The 22,690-nt window shown below is 66.1% G+C and carries 22 protein-coding genes and 1 pseudogene; 8 read left to right on the top strand and 15 right to left on the bottom strand.

All coding sequences use genetic code 11. The features are described from left to right. Positions 1-18 precede the first annotated feature (18 nt). On the top strand, positions 19-2,949 hold the full coding sequence (locus ACZ6S6_RS12140) for a Z1 domain-containing protein (protein WP_469705273.1): 2,931 nt from the start codon (positions 19-21) through the stop codon (positions 2,947-2,949). 13 nt (positions 2,950-2,962) lie between these two features. Continuing rightward, positions 2,963-3,430: a very short patch repair endonuclease gene (locus ACZ6S6_RS12135; protein ID WP_469705270.1), complete on the top strand. Its 468-nt coding sequence runs from the start codon at positions 2,963-2,965 to the stop codon at positions 3,428-3,430. On the opposite strand, the gene ACZ6S6_RS12130 is transcribed toward ACZ6S6_RS12135, so the two are convergent. The 7 genes from ACZ6S6_RS12130 to ACZ6S6_RS12100 all read right to left on the bottom strand — a co-directional run bounded on the left by ACZ6S6_RS12130 (position 3,365) and on the right by ACZ6S6_RS12100 (position 9,669). Continuing rightward, entirely contained in the window at positions 3,365-4,660 is a 1,296-nt protein-coding gene (locus ACZ6S6_RS12130; RefSeq protein ID WP_469705605.1) for a DNA cytosine methyltransferase, read from the bottom strand. The genes ACZ6S6_RS12135 and ACZ6S6_RS12130 overlap by 66 nt on opposite strands. Before the next feature lie 374 nt (positions 4,661-5,034). Then, complete coding sequence (locus tag ACZ6S6_RS12125) at positions 5,035-5,772, bottom strand: class I SAM-dependent methyltransferase (protein ID WP_469705268.1); 738 nt, start codon at positions 5,770-5,772, stop codon at positions 5,035-5,037. 63 nt (positions 5,773-5,835) lie between these two features. Further along, positions 5,836-7,230 carry a hypothetical protein gene (locus ACZ6S6_RS12120; protein ID WP_469705266.1) on the bottom strand — a complete coding sequence of 465 codons (1,395 nt, stop codon included), beginning with the start codon at positions 7,228-7,230 and terminating at the stop codon, positions 5,836-5,838. Positions 7,231-7,232: 2 nt separating this feature from the next. Further along, entirely contained in the window at positions 7,233-7,997 is a 765-nt protein-coding gene (locus ACZ6S6_RS12115; RefSeq protein WP_469705264.1) for a hypothetical protein, read from the bottom strand. Positions 7,998-8,035: 38 nt separating this feature from the next. After that, positions 8,036-8,620 (bottom strand): hypothetical protein, encoded by a 585-nt coding sequence (locus ACZ6S6_RS12110; protein ID WP_469705262.1) that lies wholly within the window; start codon positions 8,618-8,620, stop codon positions 8,036-8,038. Between the two features lie 159 nt (positions 8,621-8,779). Further along, positions 8,780-9,079, bottom strand: coding sequence for a hypothetical protein (locus ACZ6S6_RS12105; RefSeq protein ID WP_469705260.1), 300 nt, complete (start codon positions 9,077-9,079; stop codon positions 8,780-8,782). Positions 9,080-9,159: 80 nt separating this feature from the next. After that, entirely contained in the window at positions 9,160-9,669 is a 510-nt protein-coding gene (locus tag ACZ6S6_RS12100; RefSeq protein WP_469705258.1) for a nucleoside-diphosphate kinase, read from the bottom strand. 401 nt (positions 9,670-10,070) lie between these two features. Between ACZ6S6_RS12100 and ACZ6S6_RS12095 the strand changes: the two genes are divergently transcribed. Beyond that, the gene (locus tag ACZ6S6_RS12095; RefSeq protein WP_469705256.1) at positions 10,071-10,730 is read left to right on the top strand and encodes an NUDIX hydrolase; all 660 of its coding nucleotides are present in this window, start codon (positions 10,071-10,073) and stop codon (positions 10,728-10,730) included. Continuing rightward, the gene (locus ACZ6S6_RS12090; protein ID WP_469705254.1) at positions 10,727-11,140 is read left to right on the top strand and encodes an NUDIX hydrolase; all 414 of its coding nucleotides are present in this window, start codon (positions 10,727-10,729) and stop codon (positions 11,138-11,140) included. Before ACZ6S6_RS12095 ends, ACZ6S6_RS12090 begins: the two co-directional genes overlap by 4 nt. A gap of 168 nt (positions 11,141-11,308) precedes the next feature. Here the strand turns inward: ACZ6S6_RS12090 and ACZ6S6_RS12085 are convergent, their stop codons facing one another. The 4 genes from ACZ6S6_RS12085 to ACZ6S6_RS12070 all read right to left on the bottom strand — a co-directional run bounded on the left by ACZ6S6_RS12085 (position 11,309) and on the right by ACZ6S6_RS12070 (position 16,092). After that, positions 11,309-11,908 carry a protein NO VEIN domain-containing protein gene (locus tag ACZ6S6_RS12085; protein WP_469705252.1) on the bottom strand — a complete coding sequence of 200 codons (600 nt, stop codon included), beginning with the start codon at positions 11,906-11,908 and terminating at the stop codon, positions 11,309-11,311. A gap of 151 nt (positions 11,909-12,059) precedes the next feature. Then, the gene (locus ACZ6S6_RS12080; protein ID WP_469705603.1) at positions 12,060-13,886 is read right to left on the bottom strand and encodes a DEAD/DEAH box helicase; all 1,827 of its coding nucleotides are present in this window, start codon (positions 13,884-13,886) and stop codon (positions 12,060-12,062) included. 2 nt (positions 13,887-13,888) lie between these two features. Next, complete coding sequence (locus ACZ6S6_RS12075) at positions 13,889-15,316, bottom strand: ParB N-terminal domain-containing protein (RefSeq protein ID WP_469705250.1); 1,428 nt, start codon at positions 15,314-15,316, stop codon at positions 13,889-13,891. Between the two features lie 89 nt (positions 15,317-15,405). After that, positions 15,406-16,092, bottom strand: a complete 687-nt coding sequence (locus ACZ6S6_RS12070; protein WP_469705248.1) for a hypothetical protein — start codon at positions 16,090-16,092, stop codon at positions 15,406-15,408. A gap of 214 nt (positions 16,093-16,306) precedes the next feature. Between ACZ6S6_RS12070 and ACZ6S6_RS12065 the strand changes: the two genes are divergently transcribed. Further along, entirely contained in the window at positions 16,307-17,113 is an 807-nt protein-coding gene (locus ACZ6S6_RS12065; protein ID WP_469705245.1) for a hypothetical protein, read from the top strand. A gap of 17 nt (positions 17,114-17,130) precedes the next feature. On the opposite strand, the gene ACZ6S6_RS12060 is transcribed toward ACZ6S6_RS12065, so the two are convergent. Continuing rightward, entirely contained in the window at positions 17,131-17,448 is a 318-nt protein-coding gene (locus ACZ6S6_RS12060) for a hypothetical protein (RefSeq protein WP_469705243.1), read from the bottom strand. 63 nt (positions 17,449-17,511) lie between these two features. Between ACZ6S6_RS12060 and ACZ6S6_RS12055 the strand changes: the two are divergent. Next, a pseudogene (locus ACZ6S6_RS12055) lies at positions 17,512-18,379 on the top strand (helix-turn-helix domain-containing protein). Continuing rightward, complete coding sequence (locus ACZ6S6_RS12050; protein ID WP_469705241.1) at positions 18,360-18,569, top strand: DUF397 domain-containing protein; 210 nt, start codon at positions 18,360-18,362, stop codon at positions 18,567-18,569. The pseudogene ACZ6S6_RS12055 and the gene ACZ6S6_RS12050 overlap by 20 nt, the downstream one beginning before the upstream one ends. Positions 18,570-18,713: 144 nt before the next feature. On the opposite strand, the gene ACZ6S6_RS12045 is transcribed toward ACZ6S6_RS12050, so the two are convergent. From ACZ6S6_RS12045 to ACZ6S6_RS12035, 3 genes are all read right to left on the bottom strand, one after another. Then, on the bottom strand, positions 18,714-19,088 hold the full coding sequence (locus ACZ6S6_RS12045; protein WP_469705239.1) for a hypothetical protein: 375 nt from the start codon (positions 19,086-19,088) through the stop codon (positions 18,714-18,716). Further along, a complete protein-coding gene (locus ACZ6S6_RS12040; protein ID WP_469705601.1) occupies positions 18,994-19,209 on the bottom strand; it encodes an Lsr2 family DNA-binding protein in 216 nt (71 codons plus the stop codon). Before ACZ6S6_RS12040 ends, ACZ6S6_RS12045 begins: the two co-directional genes overlap by 95 nt. Positions 19,210-19,328: 119 nt before the next feature. Beyond that, a complete protein-coding gene (locus ACZ6S6_RS12035; protein ID WP_362957817.1) occupies positions 19,329-20,060 on the bottom strand; it encodes a DUF5919 domain-containing protein in 732 nt (243 codons plus the stop codon). A gap of 1,404 nt (positions 20,061-21,464) precedes the next feature. On the opposite strand from ACZ6S6_RS12035, the gene ACZ6S6_RS12030 reads away from it, so the two are divergent. Then, positions 21,465-22,571 (top strand): hypothetical protein, encoded by a 1,107-nt coding sequence (locus ACZ6S6_RS12030; RefSeq protein ID WP_469705237.1) that lies wholly within the window; start codon positions 21,465-21,467, stop codon positions 22,569-22,571. The last annotated feature ends 119 nt before the right edge of the window (positions 22,572-22,690 follow it).

Raw genomic sequence — 22,690 nt, 5'->3', positions numbered from 1 at the left:
CGGAGGAATCCGCACGTCATGACCGACCACCTGTTCACCCTGCACGGCGATGTGCTGGCGGCGATGCGACGTGGCCCTAAGCCCTTCGCCAAGCTCGCCTTCGTCCTCTCCGAGGCCGAGGAGCCGGCCGACACCGCGCTCGGCCACTTCCGGGACCGGGTCGTCGCCGCCGATCCGGGCGACGGACTCATCGCGCTCTGGCACCGCGCCCTGACCGCCTGGGACCTCGCGGAGCAGGCCGACTGGTCGCCGGCTCCGGCCCGTACCGACGCCCGCCGTGCGGACGCGTACGACCGGCTGGGCTTCGGCCCCGACCTGCGCAAGGCGCTCGACGGGGCAGTCCCGGTGTTCAAGGAGCCCGGCCCGGCGGTCATCAGCAAGGAGTTCGCCTCCTGGTACTCGCGCGACGTCGCAGCCGCCCGCTCCTTCTACTGGAACTCCTACGAGCAGCTCCTGCGCAGAAAAGGCTGGTCCGACGCGGCGGTGGCCGGCCTCGACGAAGCAAGCCATGCCGTGGTCGAGCGGCTCTCCGACCCCACCAGGACCGAGGCCTACGGTTCCCGTGGCCTCGTCGTCGGATACGTCCAGTCGGGCAAGACCGCGAACTTCACGGGTGTCACGGCCAAGGCCATCGATGCCGGGTACCGCCTGGTCATCGTGCTCGGCGGCACCCTGAACCTGCTCCGCAGCCAGACGCAGCGCCGTCTGGACATGGAGCTGATCGGCCGGGAGAACATCCTGCGCGGCGCCGACCCGGCCGACCCCGACGCCCTGGTCGGCATCGACTACCAGGACGACGAGGACTGGCCGGAGAAATTCGTCAGCCACGGCGGCCGCCCCTCCGCCCGGGGCGCGTTCGACATCGAGCGCCTGACCACCCGCGACGACGACTACAAGAGCCTGCTGAACGGCATCCGGGCCCTCGATATCGAGAAGCAGGCCCGGACCCAGCCTCTGTACGCCCCGGCCAACCTGCACCACGCGGCAGCCCGCGTCATGGTCGTGAAGAAGAACAAGTCCGTGCTGGACAAGCTGATCAAGGACCTGAAGAGGATCGGGCCGATCCTCTCCGAGATCCCCGCGCTGATCATCGACGACGAGTCCGACCAGGCCTCGGTCAACACCACGGACCCGAAGAAGTGGGAGGACGGCAAGGTGACCCGTACGGCCATCAACAGCCAGATCTCCCAGTTGCTCGGCCTGCTCCCGCGCGCCCAGTACGTCGGCTACACGGCGACGCCCTTCGCCAACGTCTTCGTCGACCCGGGCGACGGGGAGGACATCTTCCCGCGCGATTTCCTCGTCTCGCTGCCCCGCCCGGCCGGCTACATGGGCGTCCAGGACTTCCACGACCTCGAAACGGAAGGCACGGCGGAGGAGACCCACGTCCGAGGCATCTACGACGACACGGGCGACCGCCTCCAGGAGGCCCTGGACGCCTTCATCCTCACCGGCGCGCTCAAGCTGTACCGGGCGGACCGCGGCGTGGACGACGGCCCGTTCCGCCACCACACGATGCTCGTCCACGAGTCGGTGCGGATGGCCGAGCACGCGGCCCTCGCCCTCCGTATCAACTCCATGTGGCACCGCGCCGCCTACACCGGCCAGGAGGGCCACGACCGCCTGGCCGCCCTCCTGGCCTCCGACTTCCAGCACTTCGCCGATGACGACCTGCCCACCCCGGCGTCGTACGACGACCTCAGACCGTACGTCTCGCGGGCCCGTCAGCTCATCAACTCCGGCGGCACACCCGTGCTCGTGATCAACGGCGACACCGAACGCGACTACGCCCAGCCCGACCTGGACTTCGACCGCACCCCCCACGTGTGGAAGATCCTGGTCGGCGGCACCAAGCTCTCCCGCGGCTTCACGGTCGAGGGCCTCACGGTGACGTACTACCGCCGCACCACCCAGCAGGCCGACACTCTGATGCAGATGGGCCGCTGGTTCGGCTTCCGCCCCGGCTACCAGGACCTGGTACGCCTCTACATCGGCCGCGAGGAACCGATGGGCAAGTCGAAGACGGTCGACCTGTACGAGGCCTTCGAGGCCATCTGCCGCGACGAAGAAACGTTCCGCGCCCAACTCACCCGCTACGCGACCCTGGTGGACGGCAAACCCCAGGTCACTCCGGCCCAGATCCCCCCGCTGGTCTCCCAGCACCTGTCCTGGATCAGGCCCTCGGCCCGCAACAAGATGTTCAACGCGGAGCTGGTGGAGATCCGGTCGCCGGGACAGTGGGTGGAACCGACGGCATACCCGACGGGGGCGGAGGAGCTGCGGCACAACGCCGAAATCTGGCGGCCGGCCCTCGAGTCCCTGGGGCAGGACATCTCTGTTTTCGTCACGGTCTCCAATGACGACCGCGGCAGCTATACCCGCTATCCGGCCAAGACAGCGATCCTCAGCCACAGTCAGCTGCTGGGCATCATGACAAGTCTTTCCTGGGGCCGACCAGACCTCATCGCTCCCCACCTGGCCTATCTCAAGGACGCCAGCGACGCTGGCTGCGCAACCGACGACTGGACACTGATTCTTCCCCAGACGTCCGGTCCGACGAGCGTGGAAGCCAGCATCCTCGGGTCCCAGCCCGTCACGCTTGTACAGCGCAAGCGGAACGCCCGGGGCGTCTTCAACCGCATCTCCGGTGTGTCGCACCGCCAGTCCGCCGAGCGGATCGCGGGCCTCCACCCGGTCAGCGATGATGACCCCTTCGCGTCTCAGCTGCATCAGCCCCGCCGGGGAGCTGTGCTCCTCTACCCGGTGGCAGACCATGATCTCGGCACTGCCGCAGGTCTCGTGACTGGCGGCAGTATCGATCCGGCCAGGGTGGTACTGGCAGCAGCATTCATCCCGGCAACCAGCGCGACAGGGAAGTCGGTACCCTACGTTCGCTTCCGCGCAGTCGACTCGTCCCGCCTCGGTGAAGCCACTGTTGAAGTCCCGTGACGACGATTCTGGAGTGACCTCGGTGTCTGATCCCGCAGACTGGACCCCGCCAGACGGCTCGTGGGCCTCGTCTGCGGCACGCAGAAGGAACATGCAGGCAATTCGCAGCCGTGACACACAGCCGGAGCGGCTCATCCGTCGGCTCGTGCACGCGAATGGCCTTCGGTACCGTGTCGCCGCCAGGCCGCTGCCGGACCTTCGCCGGACGGCTGACCTGGTCTTCCGTCCGGCGAAGGTAGCCGTATTCATCGATGGCTGCTACTGGCACGGCTGCCCCGAGCACTATGTCGCGCCCAAGACCAACTCAGGCTACTGGTCAGACAAAGTGGCTCGGAACGTGGCCAGGGACCGCGACACTGACAAGCACCTCACTGAGGCTGGCTGGCTGGTCCTGCGCTTCTGGGAACACCAGGACTCAGGCTCGTGCGCTCTCACGATCGTCGACGCTGTCCGTGAGCGCCGGCGTCACCTGCCCGGGTAGAACGCCTGCGGGCCCAGGCTGGCGGCGGTCACGCTCATGGGCCGCGCGCAGCACGTCCGCGATCGCCTTGCCCACTGCGGCTGCGACGGGGGGCGGGAACGCGTTTCCGACCTGCCGATACTGTGCGGTCTTTCCCCCAGAGAATTTCCAGTTATCTGGGAAGCCCTGAATGATCGCGGCTTGCTCAACGGTAAGCATGGGGCCGGTGTCGCGAAACAGGTCCCTGTCCTGACTCTTCTTCTTCATGCTTTCTTCGTGCGAGTTGGCAACACCAACCCCCGAGACGCCCAGCAGAGCCCAGGCAGCCTTCGCACGACTCGGCCCGAGGTCGGCACCGCCGTGCTTCTTCGAACCGCCAACCAGGGTGGGCGCAACGCCGAAGTCTTTTTTACTCTCGGCCTTTCGCGCCTTCTCCTTCCACCTGCCAAGGCGTTCTTCCGCCAGGCGGGCCACATCTCCACTCATTTTCAGATATGGCGCATACCTGGCGTTCATGGACTTCTCAAGCGCGCGGAAGACGCTGTTAGGGCTTCCCGTAGCGGTGGGCCACACAAACTTAAGGTCACCCAGCACATCCCTGCGGATGGCTACAAGGACTGCCCTTGGGCGCAACTGCGGCACGCCAAAATCACTAGCCTCAAGCACCTCCCACTCACAGACTTCGTAGCCGAGTCCCTCAAAGTCTTCTTCGATGCCCGTGACGGGATGCTTGGCCCATCCCCCCTGAAGACGTGCCTCAATGTAAGTACGATACTCTTCAAATTTCGTGTCTCTAATTCCGCGAACGTTTTCAATCATCACCGCTTTTGGGTGAAGCTCTTCAGCTAGTTCAAGAATCCGCGGGAAGAGGTCGCGCTCGTCATCCTTCCCCAGCTGCTTTCCAGCATGCGAGAAGGGAGGGCACGGAACGCCGCCAGCGAGAAGGCTGAGGTCGCCCTTTGCCAGCGGTTTGCCGAGGTATTTCAGCGCCTTCTTTACGTCGGACTCACGGCCCCCCTCGGGAGGAATCGGCGAGAAATCGTTAACGTCACCAGAAATGACGTCGCAGTATTTCCTTTCCCAACTCCACTCCTTCAGGATCTCAATGTTTCCCCGAAGAGTCTCCGCGGCATACGAGTCAATCTCCACAAGCGCCAGGTGCTTGAAACCGGCCTCATGGAGACCGATGGCCTGCCCTCCGGCCCCAGCGCAGATCTCAATTGAGGTCAGCACGTCGTCGCTGGGACCCATCGGATCCTCCTGGTGTGCCTGGAGGCCCATCGGCTCCGCTCTCCTCTTCGTATGTTTGATTGACCGCAAAACAGGTGTCGCATCGAGGTGGACGCCAGCCGGGCGCCCAAGCCTCGCGAGCAAGCCTTCGGGTCCAAAGTTGATAGGCGATACGCGCAGAGCCTACCGGGCTGCGGGCACTGGTCGCCTGGCAAGGCTCCGACCCTGGCTCGCATACCGGAGCCTGGCCGGCACGTCGGAGCCTGCAGAGACACAGCCGCCAGTATATTCGAACACGCGCGCTAAATTAGGCCGATCCCCACCCACTCTTGCGGCGCGTCGAAACACGCAGTGCCAGTCTGGGGCCGTCCCGGACTCGCGGGCTGCTTGCGGGGTCACTTGGCGGCGACGACGTAGACGCTGCCCCAGCGGCGCTTCGGGCTGGCCATGGCGGGGTCGACCGGCCAGGGCTCGACGGTGGTGAAGCCGGCCTCGGTGAAGAGGTGGACGAGCTTCTCGCGGTCATAGGCCCACAGGTGCGGGGTGTATGTGGGGTCGTCGTCCTGGTCGCGGAAGACGAGATTGACGAGGTCGAGTCGCGTGTTGATGTCGCCGCGGCAGTCGCGCTTGGCGTACCAGCGCTCGATCGTCTCGTCTGTGGTGTCCAAGGGGCCGGGGTACTGATTGAGGGCGAACGCGGCGTCGGGAACGCCTGTGATGATCTGGCCGCCCGTCGCGAGGACGCGGTGGGCCTCGCGGACGTAGGACTTGACCGAGCGGGGGTAGTCGATGTGCTCCAGGAAGTGCTCGGAGAAGATCACGTCGGTGCTGTCGTCCTGGAGGGGAATGCCCTCGCGGACGTCCCAGAGGAGGTCGGCCGGTGGGACGAGGTCGATGTTGAAGAAACCGTCGATCCGGTGGGCTCCGCCGCCGATCTGGACCTTGGCCGGCTTGTCGTCGATCCGGCCGTTGAGCCAGGTGCGCCGGCTGGCGCGGTGGTAGCGATGGAGGTCGATCTCTTTGGCGGCGGCCCGGAGGGTGCGGGCGAGGCCGTGGGTGGTGGCGGGGTCGGCGAGGACGGCGTTGATCTGCTCGCCTAGGTGGTCGACGGAGGGCATGCCGGAGGGACTCATCACGGGGTCTCCTGGGTGTGAGGTCGTTAGGGGTGGGACGGGCCGCGGATCACGGCGGGATGATCAGGCGACGCTGGGCGCGGGGGCCGTCCACTGGTTGTTGCGCATCAGGGTGTACTTGATGTCCACCAGCCGCGGGGAGATGGCCAGTGAGAGCTCTTCGGCCGGATAGAGGTGGCCGGTATCGTCCTGCTCTGCGCGCCAGACGCGGTAGTCGAGGTTGGGATAGGCCGGGTTGATGCCGATCTCGCCCTTGGGCATCGTGCCGTTGAACGGGGCGACGATGTCCATGTGGTTCCAGTAGTTCCAGGCTTGCAGCGCCTTGTACTGGTCGAAGTAGAAGTAGAAGTCGGGGTAACGGCCGAAGGTGCGCAGCTCCCGGTGGATGAGGTGGCCCAGGAGCGGTCCGAGCTGGTTGGCCAGGGCGTCGAACTCCCAGCGCGTGTGGTGCCAGGCTTCGGGGGCATCACCAGCTGCGAAGAGGCGGGCGGCGACGAGGTAGCTGATCCGCTCAACCAGGTAGGCGTTCGCGTGGCTGGTGTCGATGGCCGGGTCGACTCGGTGGATGAGCGCGGCCAGCTGCTTCGGGCGGGGGCGGAACCTTGCGAGGTCGAACTTGCCGGCCATGGCGGGGAAGGAGGCGAACAGCATCTTCTTGTACAGCCAGTTGTTCAGCTCGCCGAGTTCGGCCAGGCGCCGGGTGTGGTGGGAAGCCGAGTGGAGCATCAGGTACTCGGCGACGGCTTCGAAGTACAGGTAGCCGAGGATCGGCAGGCGGGGGATCGTCTCGTCGAGCAGTTTGAGGAACGGCTCGGCGTCGACTTGGGTGCCCTGGTAGGCGACGGCGGCAGCGGTGGCGAGGAACGCGGTCGAGTTCTTGACCCGGCTGACAACGGTCTCGCGCAGCTGGTGCCGTTCGTTCTTGCTCAGGAGGTATTCGAGGTGGCTGTAGATCTGCAGGTGGATGAGGCCCAGCCGCAGGTAGTCCACTCCGGCGAGCCCGCGGTAAGCCTGCTGCGGGGTGTCGATCTCGAAGATCAGCGGGGTGGGAATGCGATCGGTGACGCCGAGCTTCGCCAGGAAGGCTGGCGCTTCCTTGGTCAGGACGTAGGCGCCGAGGTTGTGCATGCGGAAGCCCCGGTCGGCCACGGTGAGTGGTGCACAGTAGATGCTTCCGACGAGGCAGCCGCCCGACGGGTAGAGCACTCCCTGCCGGCTGATCTCCTCCAGGGCGTGGGTGACGTGCAGCAGGTGCAGCTTGCCGCTGCCGCTCAGCACCTCGAAGAGGGCGTTCCGTCGAAGCAGGTGGCCGTTCGGGGTCTCCTCGGCGAGCCGTCTGTCCCAGCCAGCGGCCTGGGTGGCGAGGGGGCCGGTGTGGGCGGCGGGGCCGGGGATGAGGGCGGAGTCGAAGAAGGCGTGGGCATCGGCCCACAGGTGGTAGGCGTCCAGGAAGTCCACGGTCAGACCAGGCCCTTCTCAGCGAGCGCGTGGCGTACGGATTCGGCACCGCCGACCCCGGCGAGGCAGGCCCGCTCCGAGACCAGGACAAGGTCGAAGGCGAGGCCGCGCAACTGGTCGAAAGCGGGCTCGCGCACGTAGCGCGCGTCCGGCCACCACTTCAGCTTCGGCAGACGGTAGCGGTCCAGGGCATCGGCGGCCTTGACCACGTCGGTAATGCGCTCGGCCCGGCTGTGGTCGGTCTTGTCGTCTGAGGTAAACGCCTCGTACGGGATGTCATGCAGGCGAACGGCGGTAGACGCTTGCACGATTCGCCGTGGTGCGGCTGTGAGGCCGAAGTGGCTCCAGGCGGCGTCAGCGTTCGAGGCGAGCCAGATGGCCGCGCGGGCGCCATGCCCGCGGTCGTCCTTGTCGTGGCGCCGCTGACAGTCGTGTACGGCGGCGGCGAGGACCGCCGTAGCGGCGTCGGCGTCGTCGAGGCCGTTCGCCTCGGCGAGGACTGCGGCGAGCGCCGCCGTCCTCATGGCGTGCCGGACGCCGTGGAGCGACGTGTACAGGCGAGGGTCAGCCCACCACCGGGTGGGCAGTCCGCCGTGTGCGAGCAGTTCCTTCGACTGCGGGCGCAAGACCGGCGTGGCCGGGGGCGGAAGGTCAGGCCTGTGGTCGCTGATCCATGCGATGGTGGCGTGGTCCATGTGCTGGTGGAGGGGGAGCTGCCTCCGGGCAGCCAGGTCGGTCAGACTTGCGGTCAACGGGGTCGTGCTCATTCGTGCCACCCCCTTGGTGGTCTCCGCAGTGATGTTCTCTACCGGATCGGCGCGGCCTGCTGCTCGCGCTCCTTGCGCTCCCTCTCGGCGGCCTCGAAGGCTGCGGTGAAGTCGGCCAGCTCCTGCTCCGTCATCAAGGTCACGCCGAGCGCCGTGGCGACGTCCTTGATCCTGGCCTCTGCCTCGGCACGGGCTGCGTCCGAGGCGCCGTCCTCCAACAGGACCTCGAACTCGGCGTGGTAGCCCCACGCCTCGCTCCACTTGACCGCGATCTCGACATCGTCGAAGCGGAAGTTGTGACGGAAGTTGAACGCCTCGTGCATCGCCGTCTCGAACCCGAGGGCGTTGAACACCTTCACCGCGGCGGAGACGTCAGCGGGATCGATGGCGAACTCGGTCTCCACGAAGGCCGCCCCACGCCCGATCCTGCTTCCCTTGAGGGTGATCTTCGCGGTGCCGGCAGCGGTGTTGTCGGTGACCTTCAGGAGCTGGTCTGGGAGCACGTAGAAGTAGATGTGCTTGTCGTCGGGACCCAGGTCCTCCCCGTCCTCCCGCAGTCGGGTGACGAGCTGGTCGTGGGCCTCTTCGCTGAAGCGGGCGCGCATCTCGATCTCGACGGCCACGGGGCTGTTGCCTCCTCATTTCAGGCATGGCGAAGCTAGCCGGACCCTGCCGCGAGGGGGCCTGTCCGGTGGGGTGATCGCTATGGGACTGGTGGTCAAGCAGGGGTGATGCGGCCGATGCGGGTGGCCTGCCGCATCACCCCAGTGGATCTGTGGGTGTCAGCCGAGCGTGCCGAAGCGCCTCTCGACAACTCCCGAGTGCAGGTAGGTCGGCAGCTGGACACCTCCCACCGACGCGCGGCCGGTGGCCACCTGCTCCTCCGTCTCACTGGGGAAGCCCTCCAGCAGACGCAGGCACTGCTGGGCCCACTCCTGCGACGCGGGCCAGTCGCCCAGGTCTCGGTGGCGCACTGCCAGGGCGTACGCGGTCTCGGTGGCCGCCCACGGGTCGGTCGCCAGCTCACGCTGGTAGATCGACTCCAGCTCGTCGGTGGAGGCCAGGCGGGTCTGGTTGGTCATGGTGCCCTCTCGGATCAAACGGTCGTGCCCCAGTGGTGATCAACGCCTCAGCGTTCCTGCGGTGACGCCGTGACCCGCTGCTAATACGTGTAGATCTCGGCCAGCGTCTTGTAGTCCTGCAGTTCGTCCTTGTCGAACCACAGCTCTACCTCCTGCTTGGCCTCCTCCGCGTTGCCGGAGGCGTGCACGAGGTTGGCGACCGCCTTGCCCGAGGCGATGCTGGCTGCGGCGCTGTAGTGCGAGAGATCGCCTCGCACCGTGCCGGCCGGAGCCTGATTCGGATACGTGCTGCCGACGATCTTGCGGACGGTGGCAATCGCGTCGAAGCCTTCCAGCACCAGGGCGATAACTGGCCCCTGCTGCATGAAGGTCGACGTGACGTTGTAGACCTCCGAACCCAGCCGCTCTTCAAGGTCGGAATAGTGCTGCCGGGTGAACTCCTCGTCCATCCACTTCATCTTCGTGCCGACGATCTTCAGCGCGGCATCCTCGAACCGCGTAATGACTCTTCCTGCCAGGCCCCGCGCCAGCGCGTCGGGCTTGAGCAGGACGAGCGTGCGCTCGACAGTGTGTGCCTGAACCTCGGGCATTGAATCCCTTCCGCCTTGCCAGCAAGTGAACATGACGCGCGATCAGCCGTCATCCGATGAGGTTACCGGCGCCGGCGGGGCGGTTCAGGCATGCGGGCAATGCCCCGGGCGGGTGAACGCTGGCCAGCGTGAAGATCAGCCGTCCAAGAGATCTGATTCAGCCACCTTTTCTGTCTCCGCTATCCGCTTGGGGCAGCCACCTAGAATCTCCCCGTGGTCGTCTGACGCTTTCGCGCATCTCCTGCGCCTCCCAAAGACTGGAACTCCGGCGGGTGTTTCCTTGCCCGGGTGACTCCCATTCTTCCAAGGCCTCTCGCGCGCGACCATGAAGTGCCAGTGCAGTGGGAGTGCACTTCCGGCGCGCGAAACCCTGCACCGGTACAGCAACGAGGGGCAGCCTTATGGACGTAATCGAGCGCTGGAGCGGCCGGTATGCCTGCCTGTTGCAGTCCGCCCTGCGACTCGGCAACGAGCAGTTCGCCGCGCACCTGGGCATCGCTGTGCGGACGGTAGCGGCCTGGCACGCAGACGCGTCCGTCGTCCCCCGCCGCGAGATGCAGCAACTCCTCGACACGGCCCATGAGCAGGCCGCTCCGGCTGCGCGACAGCGCTTCGCGCTCCTGCTGGCGAAAGAACAGGCCCCAGTGGACTCGATGCCCCCAGGCGTCCAGGCGCTGCGGGTGGCTATCGCGGTGGTCATCCGCGACAGCGATGTCCTTCTGGTGTGCCGACGTGGCGACGACGCCGCTGGAATCACGTGGCAGTTCCCTGCCGGGGTCATCAAGCCGGGAAGCAAGGCAGAGCTCACCACCGTGCGGGAGACCTTGGATGAGACGGGAGTCCACTGTGCGGTGCGTCAGCACCTCGGGAGCCGGCTTCACCCCGCGACCGGCGTGTTGTGCGAATACTTCCTGTGCGAGTACCTGGCCGGCGAGGCCACGAACAGCGACGCGGCCGAGAACATCGACGTCATGTGGGTCCCCAGAAACTCGGTGCCCCGCTTCATCCCCGTCGATACGATCTTCCTACCCATCCTGGCCGCCCTGGAGGAGCAGACGTGACGCAGCAGAACACGGACGAGCGTCCGGGCATCGCCGCCGCCATCGTCGTGAACGAGGGGCGCGTGCTGATGGTGCGTCGCCGGGTCAGCGAAGGACAGCTCTCCTGGCAGTTCCCGGCCGGAGAGGTTGAGCCCGGCGAGACCCGTGAGGGCGCCGCTGTACGGGAGACCGGGGAGGAGACGGGACTGACCGTAGCGGCGGTGCGGGTGCTCGGCGAACGTGTGCACCCGAAAACCGGACGGCTGATGTCATACACCGCTTGCGACGTCCTGGGCGGCACCGCCCACGTCGCGGACACCGAGGAACTCGCCGAACTGGCCTGGGTCGCCCATGAGGAGATTCCGGAGTACGTGCCGTACGGGCTGTTCGAGGCAGTGCAGGACTACCTCGACCAGGCCCTTCTCTCCTGACCGGCGGCCGGGGCGATGTTCCCTTGTCGCCGTCAAGTGGCCTTGCACAAGAGCACTCGTGGGCAGCCATCGTGTGATCTCTGAGCCGCAGTGACGGGAACGAGTCATGCCTGATCGCCGGAAGGCGTCTGCGTCGCAGCCTCGAGTCGCCGGGTTTGGCTACTTGGCTCAGGCAGACACCAACGGTGACAGCTGGAACGCCCAGACAGGACTGAGTGGCAACAGCCCGTCTGGCAGCAGCTGCCACGTCTCCGTAGCCAGCCCTGGTGTGATGGCGTAAGGCGGGACCTCAAGTCGGGACGACTCCCAGCGCCCGTAATTTGTCCGGTCAGCTGGAACCGCTGAACCGAGCCACTCGCGATCTATCGTGGCGACGTTCAGCGCGTTCCCATCGCCGCTGACAAGAACAGCGGCCAGGCACCATTCAGCATCAGCCGTCATGACTTCGTACTCATGCCGCGTCAGGTGGATCACCAGACGCGTCGGGTCAGTAGTGGACTTGACCTCGATGTGGGCCCGCTCAGCGATGGACCGAGCGGCCGCTATGTCGTAGCCGTAGGCGTCAGACTCCGCGGCCACATGCCTGACGTGCGGTACCCCGCCCTCCCACAGAAGCCGGAGCAGCGCCTGCTCGCCGGCCGCTCCGATGGCCGCCCTCGCTTCCTCGGCGGCCCGGTTCCACTGCACGCGAGGCACCGTGGCCGGCCCCGTATCCATCAACTCGCTCTCACCTATCTCCACCACAGGCCGTCCCGTCACGGTCACCATGCCCATCCGTCTGAGCCAGGCAAGGCCCTCCGCATACTGGGCCGGAGTGAGGTCCGCGTACCCCGGATGGTGCGTGAAGAGCACCCGCACCCGGGGCACACCAGCGACCCGTAACTCGCTCAGCCAGCGAAGCGCCGCACGACGCGTCGCCTCAGTGGGCAGCGACGGCATTGGCATGGTTCAGCAGCGCGCGGATGTCCGCCATATCCATGCCGGCGGCGCCCGACGGCTCATCCTCCAGGTCAGCGAGCTGCTGTACTGAGGGATCGTCCAGGATCTGTCCCATGAATTCGAGCTTCTCCTCCAGTCTCATTGCCACCACCTCATCAATCGTGCCCTCAACCGCAAGCACGGTGACGCGCGTCTGGGTATCGGGTGCGAGACCGAGCCGGTGAATACGGTCCAGGCTCTGGAGGAATCGTCCTGCCATGAAGTCGCGGTCAACGTATACGGCGTCATGGCAGACGTGGTGCAGGCTGATGCCTTCGCCGAGGGTGGCAGGGTTGGAGAGGAGAACGTGGCAGTCAGGATCTTCTCGGAAGCGTCTGATCTGCTCCTCCCGGTCAGGCGTGCCACCGTGCACGACGGCGGGCTGGTACGCGGCGAACAGGTTCTCCATTGTCGTGATGCTGCGCACGAACGTCGTCCAGACCAGAGTCTTCCTGCCCATTGCGGCATTCTTCGCAACGATGTTGAGGGCTTCCTTGTACTTGGGGGACAGTTCATGCGCCGGCAGGTTCCGCATCAACGAGTACAGCGACTCGTTCTGCGGTACTTCAAGCGGCGGCACTTGATAGGTCAGCGGCTCATAGCGGCTGCCGCCTTCGATGAGCAGTGCCGGGCTGGTAGCTGCCATGAGAAGGCGAAGCATCGCCTTGCCCAGGGCATCGAAGTCGGCACGGGATGCCTCTGCCCTTGATGTGAACCGTCCTACGAGGGCGTCGTACACCTCTCGGTGCAGTTCCGGCATCTGCAAGCGCCGGATACGTGTCTCAAAGGGGGGCAGCCCCAGCTCGTTCTTCGTCGTCCGCGTGAACAGCGGCCGCAGTACCGAACTCGCGTGCGCGAGGCTGCCACCAGCGACAGCCTGTGTCACCACTCTCCGCCCATGGCCAGGCCACACAAATGACAGCAGGTTCTCCAGGTCCCGCGCCCCGTTCGGAGCCGGAGTCCCCGTGAGAATCAGACGTCGGCGGGTAAGCGGTCCGAGCGCCATGCACGCGCTTCCGTACGTCCCCTGAGCTCCGAGCTTCATGCGATGCGCCTCATCGAGAATGATCATGGAAGGCGCGCCCCGCAGCCAGGATGCCAACGACGCCAGCGACCGGTCGAGACGCTCATAGTTGACGATCAGAATCTCGGCCCTGTGGTCTGGGTTCTTCCCCATGACGGTGGTGAGTGGAGGCTCCTTGAAGCACAGCTCGCTCTCCGTGAGCCATGACTCGTACGCCGATTTCGGGCTCACGACCAGCATTCGGCGGACCTCGCCGCGTTCGCGCATGGCCGCGTACACCGCCAGTCCGACCCGGGTTTTCCCGGCGCCAGGAACGCTGAAGTTGGCGCCGTGCTGCAGTGACAGGAGCCGTGCAATGTCCCGCTGCTGGAACTCGGTGAGGTCAGCACGCCACGTCAGACCCAGCGCCGCTTCCACAGCGCTGTCGTCCCACGCCGTGTCGGGGACGGGTGTCTGAAGCTGCTGTTCAACCCGATCAGCATCGTCAAGTACCTGCCCTACCAGGGCACTCAGCTCATCTGTCCAGACAACGGACTCGGGGTACGGCCAGTCGGCAAGGACGTCGATGCCTACCAGGAAGTCATCGAGTTCCAGCTCCAGGGTGAGACGGCCACGCAGACCGCCCCCGGGAAATCTGGCTGCGATCCGGGTCAGATCACTGCGGTGCTGCTCGCTGGCACGCAGCACCGCCTTCGTCCGCGTGACGTCGAAGCCGATATGCAGGGACGATTCCGCAGGCGTCATGGTCACGACTGTTCCTGCCGGACAGCGTCCCGCAGCCACTCGACGCCCTCGCCGGGCACTTCAATGGTCTGCGCAGTCGCCTGAGCCAGCTTCTTCAGGGTGGCCTTCAGCCTGAGAACAGCCTCGTCCAGGGCCTCCTCGTCCAAGCTCCGGGAAGCACTCGCCAGCACCATGTCGGTGATGCACTGTTCGATGTCCTGGCAGGCATCGTTGAGCCGGTCGGGGGCGGCCTGCTTGCGCTTGCGCACGCGGGCATCCTTGCCGGCGGGCTCAAGGGCGTCCTCGACGGCCCTGTGCGCCACCTCGAAAACGGTGGTGGCCTCATCCAGCTGGGCTGAGGGAACCTTCTCCTTCGCGCGGACCACCGCCTTCGCGCGAAGCACCGAGTCGGTGAAGGCGCGAGCCGCGGCCACCTGGGGCACATCCGCCTTGACCGTGCGGTTGATTCCGGGGATCACACGCGCTGGGGCTGCGGCAGGGGCCGCCGGCTTCAACTCGTCCGGCAGCCGTTGCTCCAGGTAGCGGCCTCGGAAGTCCGCTTCGATGAGCCGGACGTCAGTCTTGGAGAAGTTCATCACGATGGCGGCAAGACGGTTCTCCTTGAGGAGTTCGGCCTTCTGGGCGTCAGCCTTCGACTCCTTGGCGTATGCGCGGTGAACCTCGCGAAGCCTCTCCTGAGCATCCTCGAAGTCCAGCAGCCGCAGCTGTACATCGCCAGTCGCAGACCTGTCGCTCAGGTCCCGGAGGCAGGAGAGCACCCAGAGGTCCTGTTCAGCCGTGGACTCCCTGATGCGGAAGTCACGCGCGACCTCCTTCAGCGGCCGGCCCGCTTCCACCTGCTCGTCAATCGTGAGGAGCCTGTTGATGTACGAATACGGCCGCCGGGTGTCATGGCGCAGCTGAAGGGAGAGTTCGACCCTGTTGATGTCCGCCCAAGTGCAGGAGTCCGGAAGAACAGCCACCCGGATGTCAGGAACGGCCAGCTCACGCAGAGCTGCCGCCCTGGTGTTGCCGTTAACGAGGATGCCCTCGCGGGTGATCAGGCCCGGCTCGTTCTGCTTGAAGTCACTAAGGCTCTGCTTCAGCGCATCGAAGTCCTTGTCCCGCTTCGACGGGTCAGACGGCTCCGCCTGAAGGAGGTACGCAAGATAGTCCTGACTCTCATCGCTCCAGGGATCGTCATCGAGCCGGCGGTCGAGCTGCGGATCGTAACTGCGCTGGGCCCTGATCCGGTGAGTCCCCGGGTTGTAGTAGAGCGAGTCCACCGACATGTCGATGACCTGGACGACCTGCGGCTTTGAACGCCACTCGATCGTCAGGGTTTCCTGAAGCCCCCCACCAGCGGCTACGTCCTTGAGACGCTTCTCTACGACGTCCTTGTTCTTAGCGGCATGCGGCGGCAGGCCGAAGTCCCCGGCATCCTTGATCACGGTTCGTTCTCCTCTGGCTAATGAAGGTTCATCTCAGCTCATGGTGGGGCCGCTGGTCACAGCGGCCCCACCATGCTTCCGGGCACGTCTCAGGCGGGCGGCAGCCCGAGGGCGTCACGGACCTTGTCCCGGGACTCCGCCGGCAGCGTACGGAAGTCGGCCCAGAGCCGTTCCACGACGCTGAACTCGCGCTCGTCGCCAGCTACCCAGTCCGTGAGCGTCTGCCGCTGCAGCCCGCCCAGCTTGGAGACGCCTTCCAGTACGGCCCCCAGGTCGGCTTCCAGGGTGCGCCCGCCTACGCGACAGCGGTTGCACTCCGCGATCGGCTGCACCGCTGAAGTGCCGTTGGGCAGCTTCACCTTCCGCCGGGCGATGTCGATCTGGGCGGTCTCGAACGTGCCGGCATAGGACTGACCGGGCGTGATCCCGCAGGACCGGCAGCGGTTGCCGTCGCTGGCCAAGACCTTCCGCCGCTGCGTGTCAGTGATGGCCGAGCTGTCCTTAGTGGCCTTGCCCGGCTCCCAGACGGGCTGCCCCTTCGCGACGAACCGCTGCTCGTGCTGACCCAGAAAGGCGTCTTCCCGGTGCGTGTCGATCTTCCAGCCATAGTCGCGCAGGTCGCGAACCCGGCGATCGGCCTGGCTGATTCCAGGGAAGGCGTTCTTTACGTCCTCCTTGGTGAAGACGTTGCCCTCCCCCACCACAGTCAGCAGCCACAGCGCGGCACGCTTCATCGTCCCGAGCTTCTCTTCATCCCGCCACGACGGCAGAGTCATCACAACCCCCAGATATGTCAGGTGCACGGCAATGTCGCACCGGGTGCTGGCACCCCTTGCGGACACCACCACTCTGATCGCTTGACGGCCCATCACGCCAGGTTCTGCAAGGTTTCGAGGGATTATGGAAAACATCCACGCACTCCCGAAAGTCAACCGAGTCCTCCACAATTGGTGCTCACCGTCTGACCCATCAACCGAACGGACTGCGTGCGTGACGCCCAACCCGAGGCCGTGGAAACAGCTGCCGTCTGACATCACCGCCGCCCACCGTGCACTGGTGACAGCGTTGCGCGAGGTCAGGGAATGCAGCACGCGAACGCAGGCGGAGATCGCCAAGGATGCCCATCAGGAGCCGACCACTCTCTCGAACCATCTGAATGCTGGCCGCATCCCTGAGGAAACGCTCCTGCGGGACTTCTACGCAGTGGTGGAGAAGGATGTCGCGGGGCTCGTCCCGCTGCCTCACACGCTGGACGAGCTTCTCAGGCTCCGCGCACACGCCAAGAAGAAGCACTGCGAATGCTGCGCTGTCGGGTACCCGGATGCGACCGGCCAGGCCGCACAGAAGCAGCCGGCTTCCCGCATCGTCGCGAATCCCGACCTGGTGCGGGCACGCCGCCTTCGCCGCCGAGCCCGGCAGCGAGAAATTTCGGTGCCTCAGGAACGCATCAGGGTGCCGGTCCCCCTGCCGGAGGGGGACCGGCACCCCGCAGGCGCGGCAGAGCTCACCTGGCCAGAAACCGCGGTGGTGGCCCGATACCTTGCCGACGGCCAGAAACGTGACGCCGGATTCCTGCTCTGGCAGGCGGGAACGTCCTATTCGGCCGCGGATATCGTGCAGGCCGTCGGCTCCTGCCGAGCCGCTGACCTGCACGACGCCGCCGACGCGATACTGATCAACGCAGCTGAACGAGCGGACAGGCAAGCGGTCTTGAACATCACTGCAGCACTGAACGACGCCGGCCGGCACAAGGACGTCACCTTCATGCTGACAGCCGCGATGCGGACCGCGAAATGATCCCGGGCGGGGAGCCTCTACGCCGCCTCGGCCACACCTTCCATCCCGCTCTCCGCCTCGAAGTGCATCCGCGCCCTGCCCAGCAGGCCGTCTGGATCGCCTCCCCGGGCGGCTGCCCAGTGCAGGAGATCGGCGATCAGGCCGGTCGCAGACTCCTCCAGAATGTAGCCCGCACGGCTCTCCAGCTGCGGGTGCGTTCCGGCATCACGCCGGTACTCCCTCAGGACCGCCTCAGCCCTGAGGACCTTGGGGCAGTGCAACTCCGGAGCGGCTGACAACTCGCACCAGACAGCCTTGCCCGTCGCCGTCAGCAACGTGCCCCAGTCGACGGCCATGCCGGCGAGCAGATGCAGCCCCGGCCACATTCGTCATCGCAGGAGGCCGGGCTGAGAACCGGGATGTCAGCCAGGGCCACCACCCGTCGCCGGCACCTCGGTGCGACCATGCGCAAGCTGCGTGCCCGCGCGGGAATGACACTGGAGGGAGGCCGGACAGCTCGTCGGCGTTTCCAAAGCCACCATCAGCCGGTACGAGACGACCGAGGGGCCGGTCAAGTGGCTCGTGATTGACGCGCTGTGCCGCGAGTACGGAGCAAAGGATGCCGAGCGCGGGGCGATTGTGGCTCTGGCGAAGGACTCCAAGCAGCAGGGCTGGTGGAGTTCGTTCGCCGATCACATCCCCGAGACGATGAACCTCATGCTCACCCTCGAAGACGAGGCGGTACGCGAGGACCACTTCTGCTGCGTGTACGTTCCGGGGCTGCTCCAGACTCGGAGGTACACGACCGCGCTACAGCAGGCCAACGAGATGCGCCGGTCTCCCGAGGACATCGAACGTCTGGTGGACATCCGCATGCGCCGCCAGGAGATCCTCGACCGTCCCAACGCCCCGCACCTCTGGGCCATCCTCGATGAGTCCGTCCTCCGCCGGGTGATGGGCTCGACGGCCATCATGCGCGAGCAGCTCGACCACCTCCTCACCAGCAGCGGCTCCGGGAACGTGACACTTCAGGTTCTGCCGTTCTCCCGGGGCGCCCACTGTGCCGCCCTCGGCAGCTTCGTCATCCTCGGTGGCACCGAACCGTCGCTTGACGTGGTGTACGTGGACCTCCATGTCGGATCAGTCTTCATGGAGAAGGACGAGGAACTGGAACGCTACCGACTTGCATTCGAATACCTGCGCGCACAAGCCTTGGACATCGAAGCTTCCCGGGAGCTGATCGGCCGTGCCAAGGAGGACCTGAAGGATGCGAAGGACGAACACTGAGGTTCCGGAGTCCGCTTGGTTCAAGTCGTCGCACAGCGGGGGCAACGAGACGGAGTGCGTTGAAGCGGCCTTCACCACGGCCGGCGCCTCCCTGCGCGACAGCAAGTGGCCGAGCGGAGGACGGTTCCACGTAAGCCCAGGGGCTTGGGCGGACTTCGTCGGATCGGTGTGCATAGGCGAGTTGCGCTGACAGAGAGCTGCGGTTGCCCTGGCAGCCGGGCAGTCGCAGCCCTGCGGCCACGGGCTCTGGACTCCGGACTCCATGGTGTAGATGGCAGGGGTACCAGGCCTATCACCGCCGGACGCCACGGGCGGTCCAACACCAGTGCGTGTTCTAGACGTTGCCGGTGTTCTGGATGATCCGTCCGGCAAAGTCGCGGGCGGCCATCCAGATCGTGAGGTCGGCGGCGATCCGCCCGACGCTGGTCTCTGTGGCGATGGCGTGCTCGCGGCGGGTGGTGTCGCGGCGGACGACTTCGTAGCCGCCTTCGTCCAGGGTCGCGACGGAGGCGAACCAATCCGGGACGTCTTCCTCGGGCTGGATGACGACGAAGGTGTTGTCCGAGTTGTTCAGGTCGTCGATCAGCATGAACAGCGCGTCCTCGGACGGGTCGTCAATGTGATCCCCGTCCTCGCTGTCGGCTCGGTAATACGCAGCACCCATCGCCTCTGTCTCCCCTCGCCGCTCTGAGCTGACCGCGGTCAGCATGCCATGTGGGGCTGACAGAGAAGGCAGGGATACGCCCACGATCGTTTACGAGACAGCCGTTGGCGCGTGCCCAGAGGCGTGCGCGCGCCTGTCGGACGAGGACCGAGCTCGCGGCACCCAGCAGGCTTGCCAGGGCCTCAAGTGAACCCGCGGCTTCCGGTCTCAGAGCACGAGATCGACTATCGGCATCGGCTCCGTAGGCCCCAGGTCAGCGGCCGGGGCCCCTTGCGGCCTGCGAGTCTAGGCGGACACTGGCACGCCCCGACTCCATAGCTCCTCGGCGTGTTCGGCGAACCGGTCAAACATCCCGCCGTCACCCTGACGCCGAAGGTGAAGCAACGGCGAATCGTGTCCGACAAGTCGCGCAAGGTGCGGAGTAACCAGCGCCTGCTGATCGAATCGGAACACGGACAGCGACACGTGGTTGACAGCGTCCTCATGGCTGCTGAAGCGCGCCTCCACGCGGCTGGCGGCACCCAGGCGCCCCAAGTGCTCAAGGGTGATCCGGACCCGCGTGGAAACACTCAGAGCGACATCCTCGACCATCTCGCGCTGGCGGGTCACCTCATCGTCTGGATCCCCCAACAGGAACCGGACGCGGCAACCCGTATCGATCTTCCTGCGAAGGGTCTCGACGAAGGCCGGCTGCTCAAGCCAAAGGAAGTAGTTCGTGTATCCGGCCAGGTAAATCTGCTCCACGGCCCCTTCGACCAAATCACCCCAAACGGTCGACGGACACGCGGACCGGTAGGGGTAGGCCTGAACGAGCTCCCGGTCATGGCCCGACTTCACCCGGTCCTGCACAGCCTTCGGCCAGATCATCTGTTCATCCACCTTCAGTGCCTGACAGGCGTCAATACGGTTTCTTGCGTGGGGTACAAGCTCAGCATCGGCCAGCCATCGCTCTACAGTCTTCGGTGCAACCCCAATACGAGCCGCGAGCCTGCGAGGCGACAACTGGGCTTCCGACATAGCTGATCGTAGAGCGACATTCAAGACTTCCCCCTGCGACGTTTGGGCCTTCTTGGACCATAGCGACAGCCCGCCCAACTGTCCCTACAGTTGGCGGAGATACGTCCCATAGGGGCAGTCATCCTTCCGCCATGAAGACCCCCAAGCCGGGAATCACCCAGCCCTTCGAGCTCCCCGTCCCGCCTGCACCACCGGAACCGTGCGACAACTGCAGCGTCTGCTCCGACTTGGCCGAGCAACGACGAGCAGCCAGAGGTGCGGGAGACTACTCGCGCGCTACCGACGCTTCCGTAATGATTCGCAGGCACCCTCATGCACCTCAAGGAAACCGGTGACCGGTGTTGCCCGCCCCGGGGGGCGGGAGGGCTACGCAGCAGCCCTGGCGGCAAGCGAAGGTCTAAGGGCGGCTCTTGCGGGACTGGGCCTCCCCGAACGCAGCTACCGCAGCATCCAGCCGGTGATGACTTCCACCGGCAGGCCGTACGTCTACGTCGGAATCTTGAACGCAGCGGCCGTTGAGGCGCTCACTGCGGTACTGCAGCGTGAACCCACCGGTACGGGCCGCCCTGACGAGACGGCCACTATTGCAAACGCCCGACCGACTCAGCAATCGCAGCGGGATGATGTGGCACGCCCGCTCCACGCCAACACCCCCAAGCGGACGTCAGCCGGCCAAGGCGTGCGCCCTTCACCGCCACTCGACGCCACATACTCACCCTCCATCCCGCACTGCAGCTGCGCACGGAGGGAAGAACGTCCGGGGCCGGTAGAGCAGTAGTCCGCTGCGGATCACCTACACGCCCGGAGTAGCGCGACCGCGCCCGGGCCGAACGGCGAGCCAAGCCCTGATCGTGCTCTCCCGCCAGGCGGGAGAGCGGCCGAACTGGTCATCGGGGAGTGGGAAGTCCGCGGGCCTGACGCGGAGATCGTCGGTCACGCGTTTGCGGGTGCGCTTGAGGTACAGGCGGACGGTGGCTGCCGTAATTCCCGCAGCTTCCGCGACACCCCCGGTGTCAAGCAGTCGCTCGGATGGCGTGTCCATCTCTCCCCTTTACCCATGTCGTGGAGGCAAAGATACCGAGAGGTCGGCGGACGAAAGAAGCTCCGCCCCTGTCGTATCTTCTTGATTCGCCACATGTTTGACCCTGTCATGGGATCATTTTTGTGTCTGAACCCTTCCATGCCCCACCCGTCTGCCGTACGTCCCGCCATGTGCCCGGCGCTTCTGCCGTGGCCTGCCCTCCCTTCATTCCCTGGACTGTGATGCGTCGTGTTCTCGGCGCGGCCCCGTGCCGCGTCTCTCAGCCATGCCCGGTTCCGGATTGGCGGCCCGTCCCTGGCCCGTTGCAGGAGGCGGACGCGACGAGCGCCCGGCATGCGCAGCCCCGGGCGTGGTTGCGGGCTGTGGTGTGGCTGGTCGAGGAGGCCGGGCTCCATCCGAGGACCGGGCAGGCGACGTTACGCGTCGCGCGGGACCTGGCCGGGCGGATGGACTACATCTCGGGAACCGTCCTGTACGACCTCGACGGAACGGCCGCGCGCTGCGCTCTGTCGAGGGCGACGGTCAAGCGTCACGTCGGATATCTGCGGGAGTTGGGGGCGCTGGTCTGGGTTCGGCACGGGTCGCGACGCAATCTGCGACTTCCCGGACGTCTGTACGCGGGTACGGCAACGGTCTACGCGGCCGCCATCCCGTACGTCTACGACCAGGCGCACGGCAACCGGATCGAGGGTCAGGGGTTCGGGGCCCGGGTGGTCGGGGTGTCGGTGCCGCCCGTGCACACCTCAGCGGCGGACGGTTCTCGCTGTCGGTCGCGTGAGCCCCAATCTCTCACTGCCCGCCCCCGCAAATCTGTAGCTGAGGCAGACGAGAAGTGTAGAGACACCCCGCTCAGGCACGCGAGGGCACGGACCACCTCCCGCCCCGAACACTCGACGCCAAGAAGCCCGCTACAGGTCGCCGCCGACATCCGGATCGCCGCTCAGGTCCGGCCGCACGTCCCTTGGACCCAAGGCGAGGGGCTGCGTCGACTCGCTTACTCGCTGCGGCCGTTGATCGACCAGGGCCTCGCTGCCCACGACATCGCCGCCGAGCTGACCTCTTGGTGGGTCAGCTGGCGCCCCGCGCGGCCCGCCGCGTACATCTCCGCGCAGCTCCGGAACCGGGCTGCTGTCGCACCGTCCGAATCCCTATCGACCGAGGCTGCCCACCCGCACACCGCTGAGCCCACCAATAATCCCGCATGGCAGGAATGGCTACGACAACGCGCCACGGCAACGGAGTTCCGCGAACCGCAGCGCACCGACCACGACCGCCGCCACGCCCGCCTCTACAGCTGGGACCGATGGGCGGAGATCGCCGACCACTACGCCACAGACCCCGACGACGCCCTGGACCTCTACGGCACCCGCCTGTGCGGCTACGCGGCCAAACGCGCTTCGGCCGCCACCGGCGACCTCATCGAGGTCGAACAACGCCGGCTCGACACCTACGAGCGCCTTCCCGCATGAGCGGAAGGGCGGCGCTCGTGCGGCATGGCGCCGTCTCCTGCGACGGAGCCGGCACCCGGAGCACCAGGGGCAGGCGCCCAGGGCACCAGCGAAACCAAAGCGTCATCACGAAATATCTG

The sequence above is a fragment of the Streptomyces sp. NPDC048671 genome (assembly GCF_055587045.1).
Note: the sequence above shows the minus strand (reverse complement) of the source record. Positions and strands in the feature narration are given on the sequence as shown.

Coding starts and splice junctions, on each gene's coding strand:
- ACZ6S6_RS12140 (WP_469705273.1), top strand. CDS start 19: ATGACCGACCACCTGTTCACCCTGCACGGCGATGTGCTGGCGGCGATG.
- ACZ6S6_RS12045 (WP_469705239.1), bottom strand. CDS start 19,088: ATGCTGACCGCGGTCAGCTCAGAGCGGCGAGGGGAGACAGAGGCGATG.
- ACZ6S6_RS12095 (WP_469705256.1), top strand. CDS start 10,071: ATGGACGTAATCGAGCGCTGGAGCGGCCGGTATGCCTGCCTGTTGCAG.
- ACZ6S6_RS12115 (WP_469705264.1), bottom strand. CDS start 7,997: ATGAGCACGACCCCGTTGACCGCAAGTCTGACCGACCTGGCTGCCCGG.
- ACZ6S6_RS12050 (WP_469705241.1), top strand. CDS start 18,360: ATGCGAAGGACGAACACTGAGGTTCCGGAGTCCGCTTGGTTCAAGTCG.
- ACZ6S6_RS12085 (WP_469705252.1), bottom strand. CDS start 11,908: ATGGTGACCGTGACGGGACGGCCTGTGGTGGAGATAGGTGAGAGCGAG.
- ACZ6S6_RS12125 (WP_469705268.1), bottom strand. CDS start 5,772: ATGAGTCCCTCCGGCATGCCCTCCGTCGACCACCTAGGCGAGCAGATC.
- ACZ6S6_RS12130 (WP_469705605.1), bottom strand. CDS start 4,660: ATGGGTCCCAGCGACGACGTGCTGACCTCAATTGAGATCTGCGCTGGG.
- ACZ6S6_RS12060 (WP_469705243.1), bottom strand. CDS start 17,448: ATGGCCGTCGACTGGGGCACGTTGCTGACGGCGACGGGCAAGGCTGTC.
- ACZ6S6_RS12105 (WP_469705260.1), bottom strand. CDS start 9,079: ATGACCAACCAGACCCGCCTGGCCTCCACCGACGAGCTGGAGTCGATC.
- ACZ6S6_RS12100 (WP_469705258.1), bottom strand. CDS start 9,669: ATGCCCGAGGTTCAGGCACACACTGTCGAGCGCACGCTCGTCCTGCTC.
- ACZ6S6_RS12080 (WP_469705603.1), bottom strand. CDS start 13,886: ATGACGCCTGCGGAATCGTCCCTGCATATCGGCTTCGACGTCACGCGG.
- ACZ6S6_RS12035 (WP_362957817.1), bottom strand. CDS start 20,060: ATGTCGGAAGCCCAGTTGTCGCCTCGCAGGCTCGCGGCTCGTATTGGG.
- ACZ6S6_RS12070 (WP_469705248.1), bottom strand. CDS start 16,092: ATGACTCTGCCGTCGTGGCGGGATGAAGAGAAGCTCGGGACGATGAAG.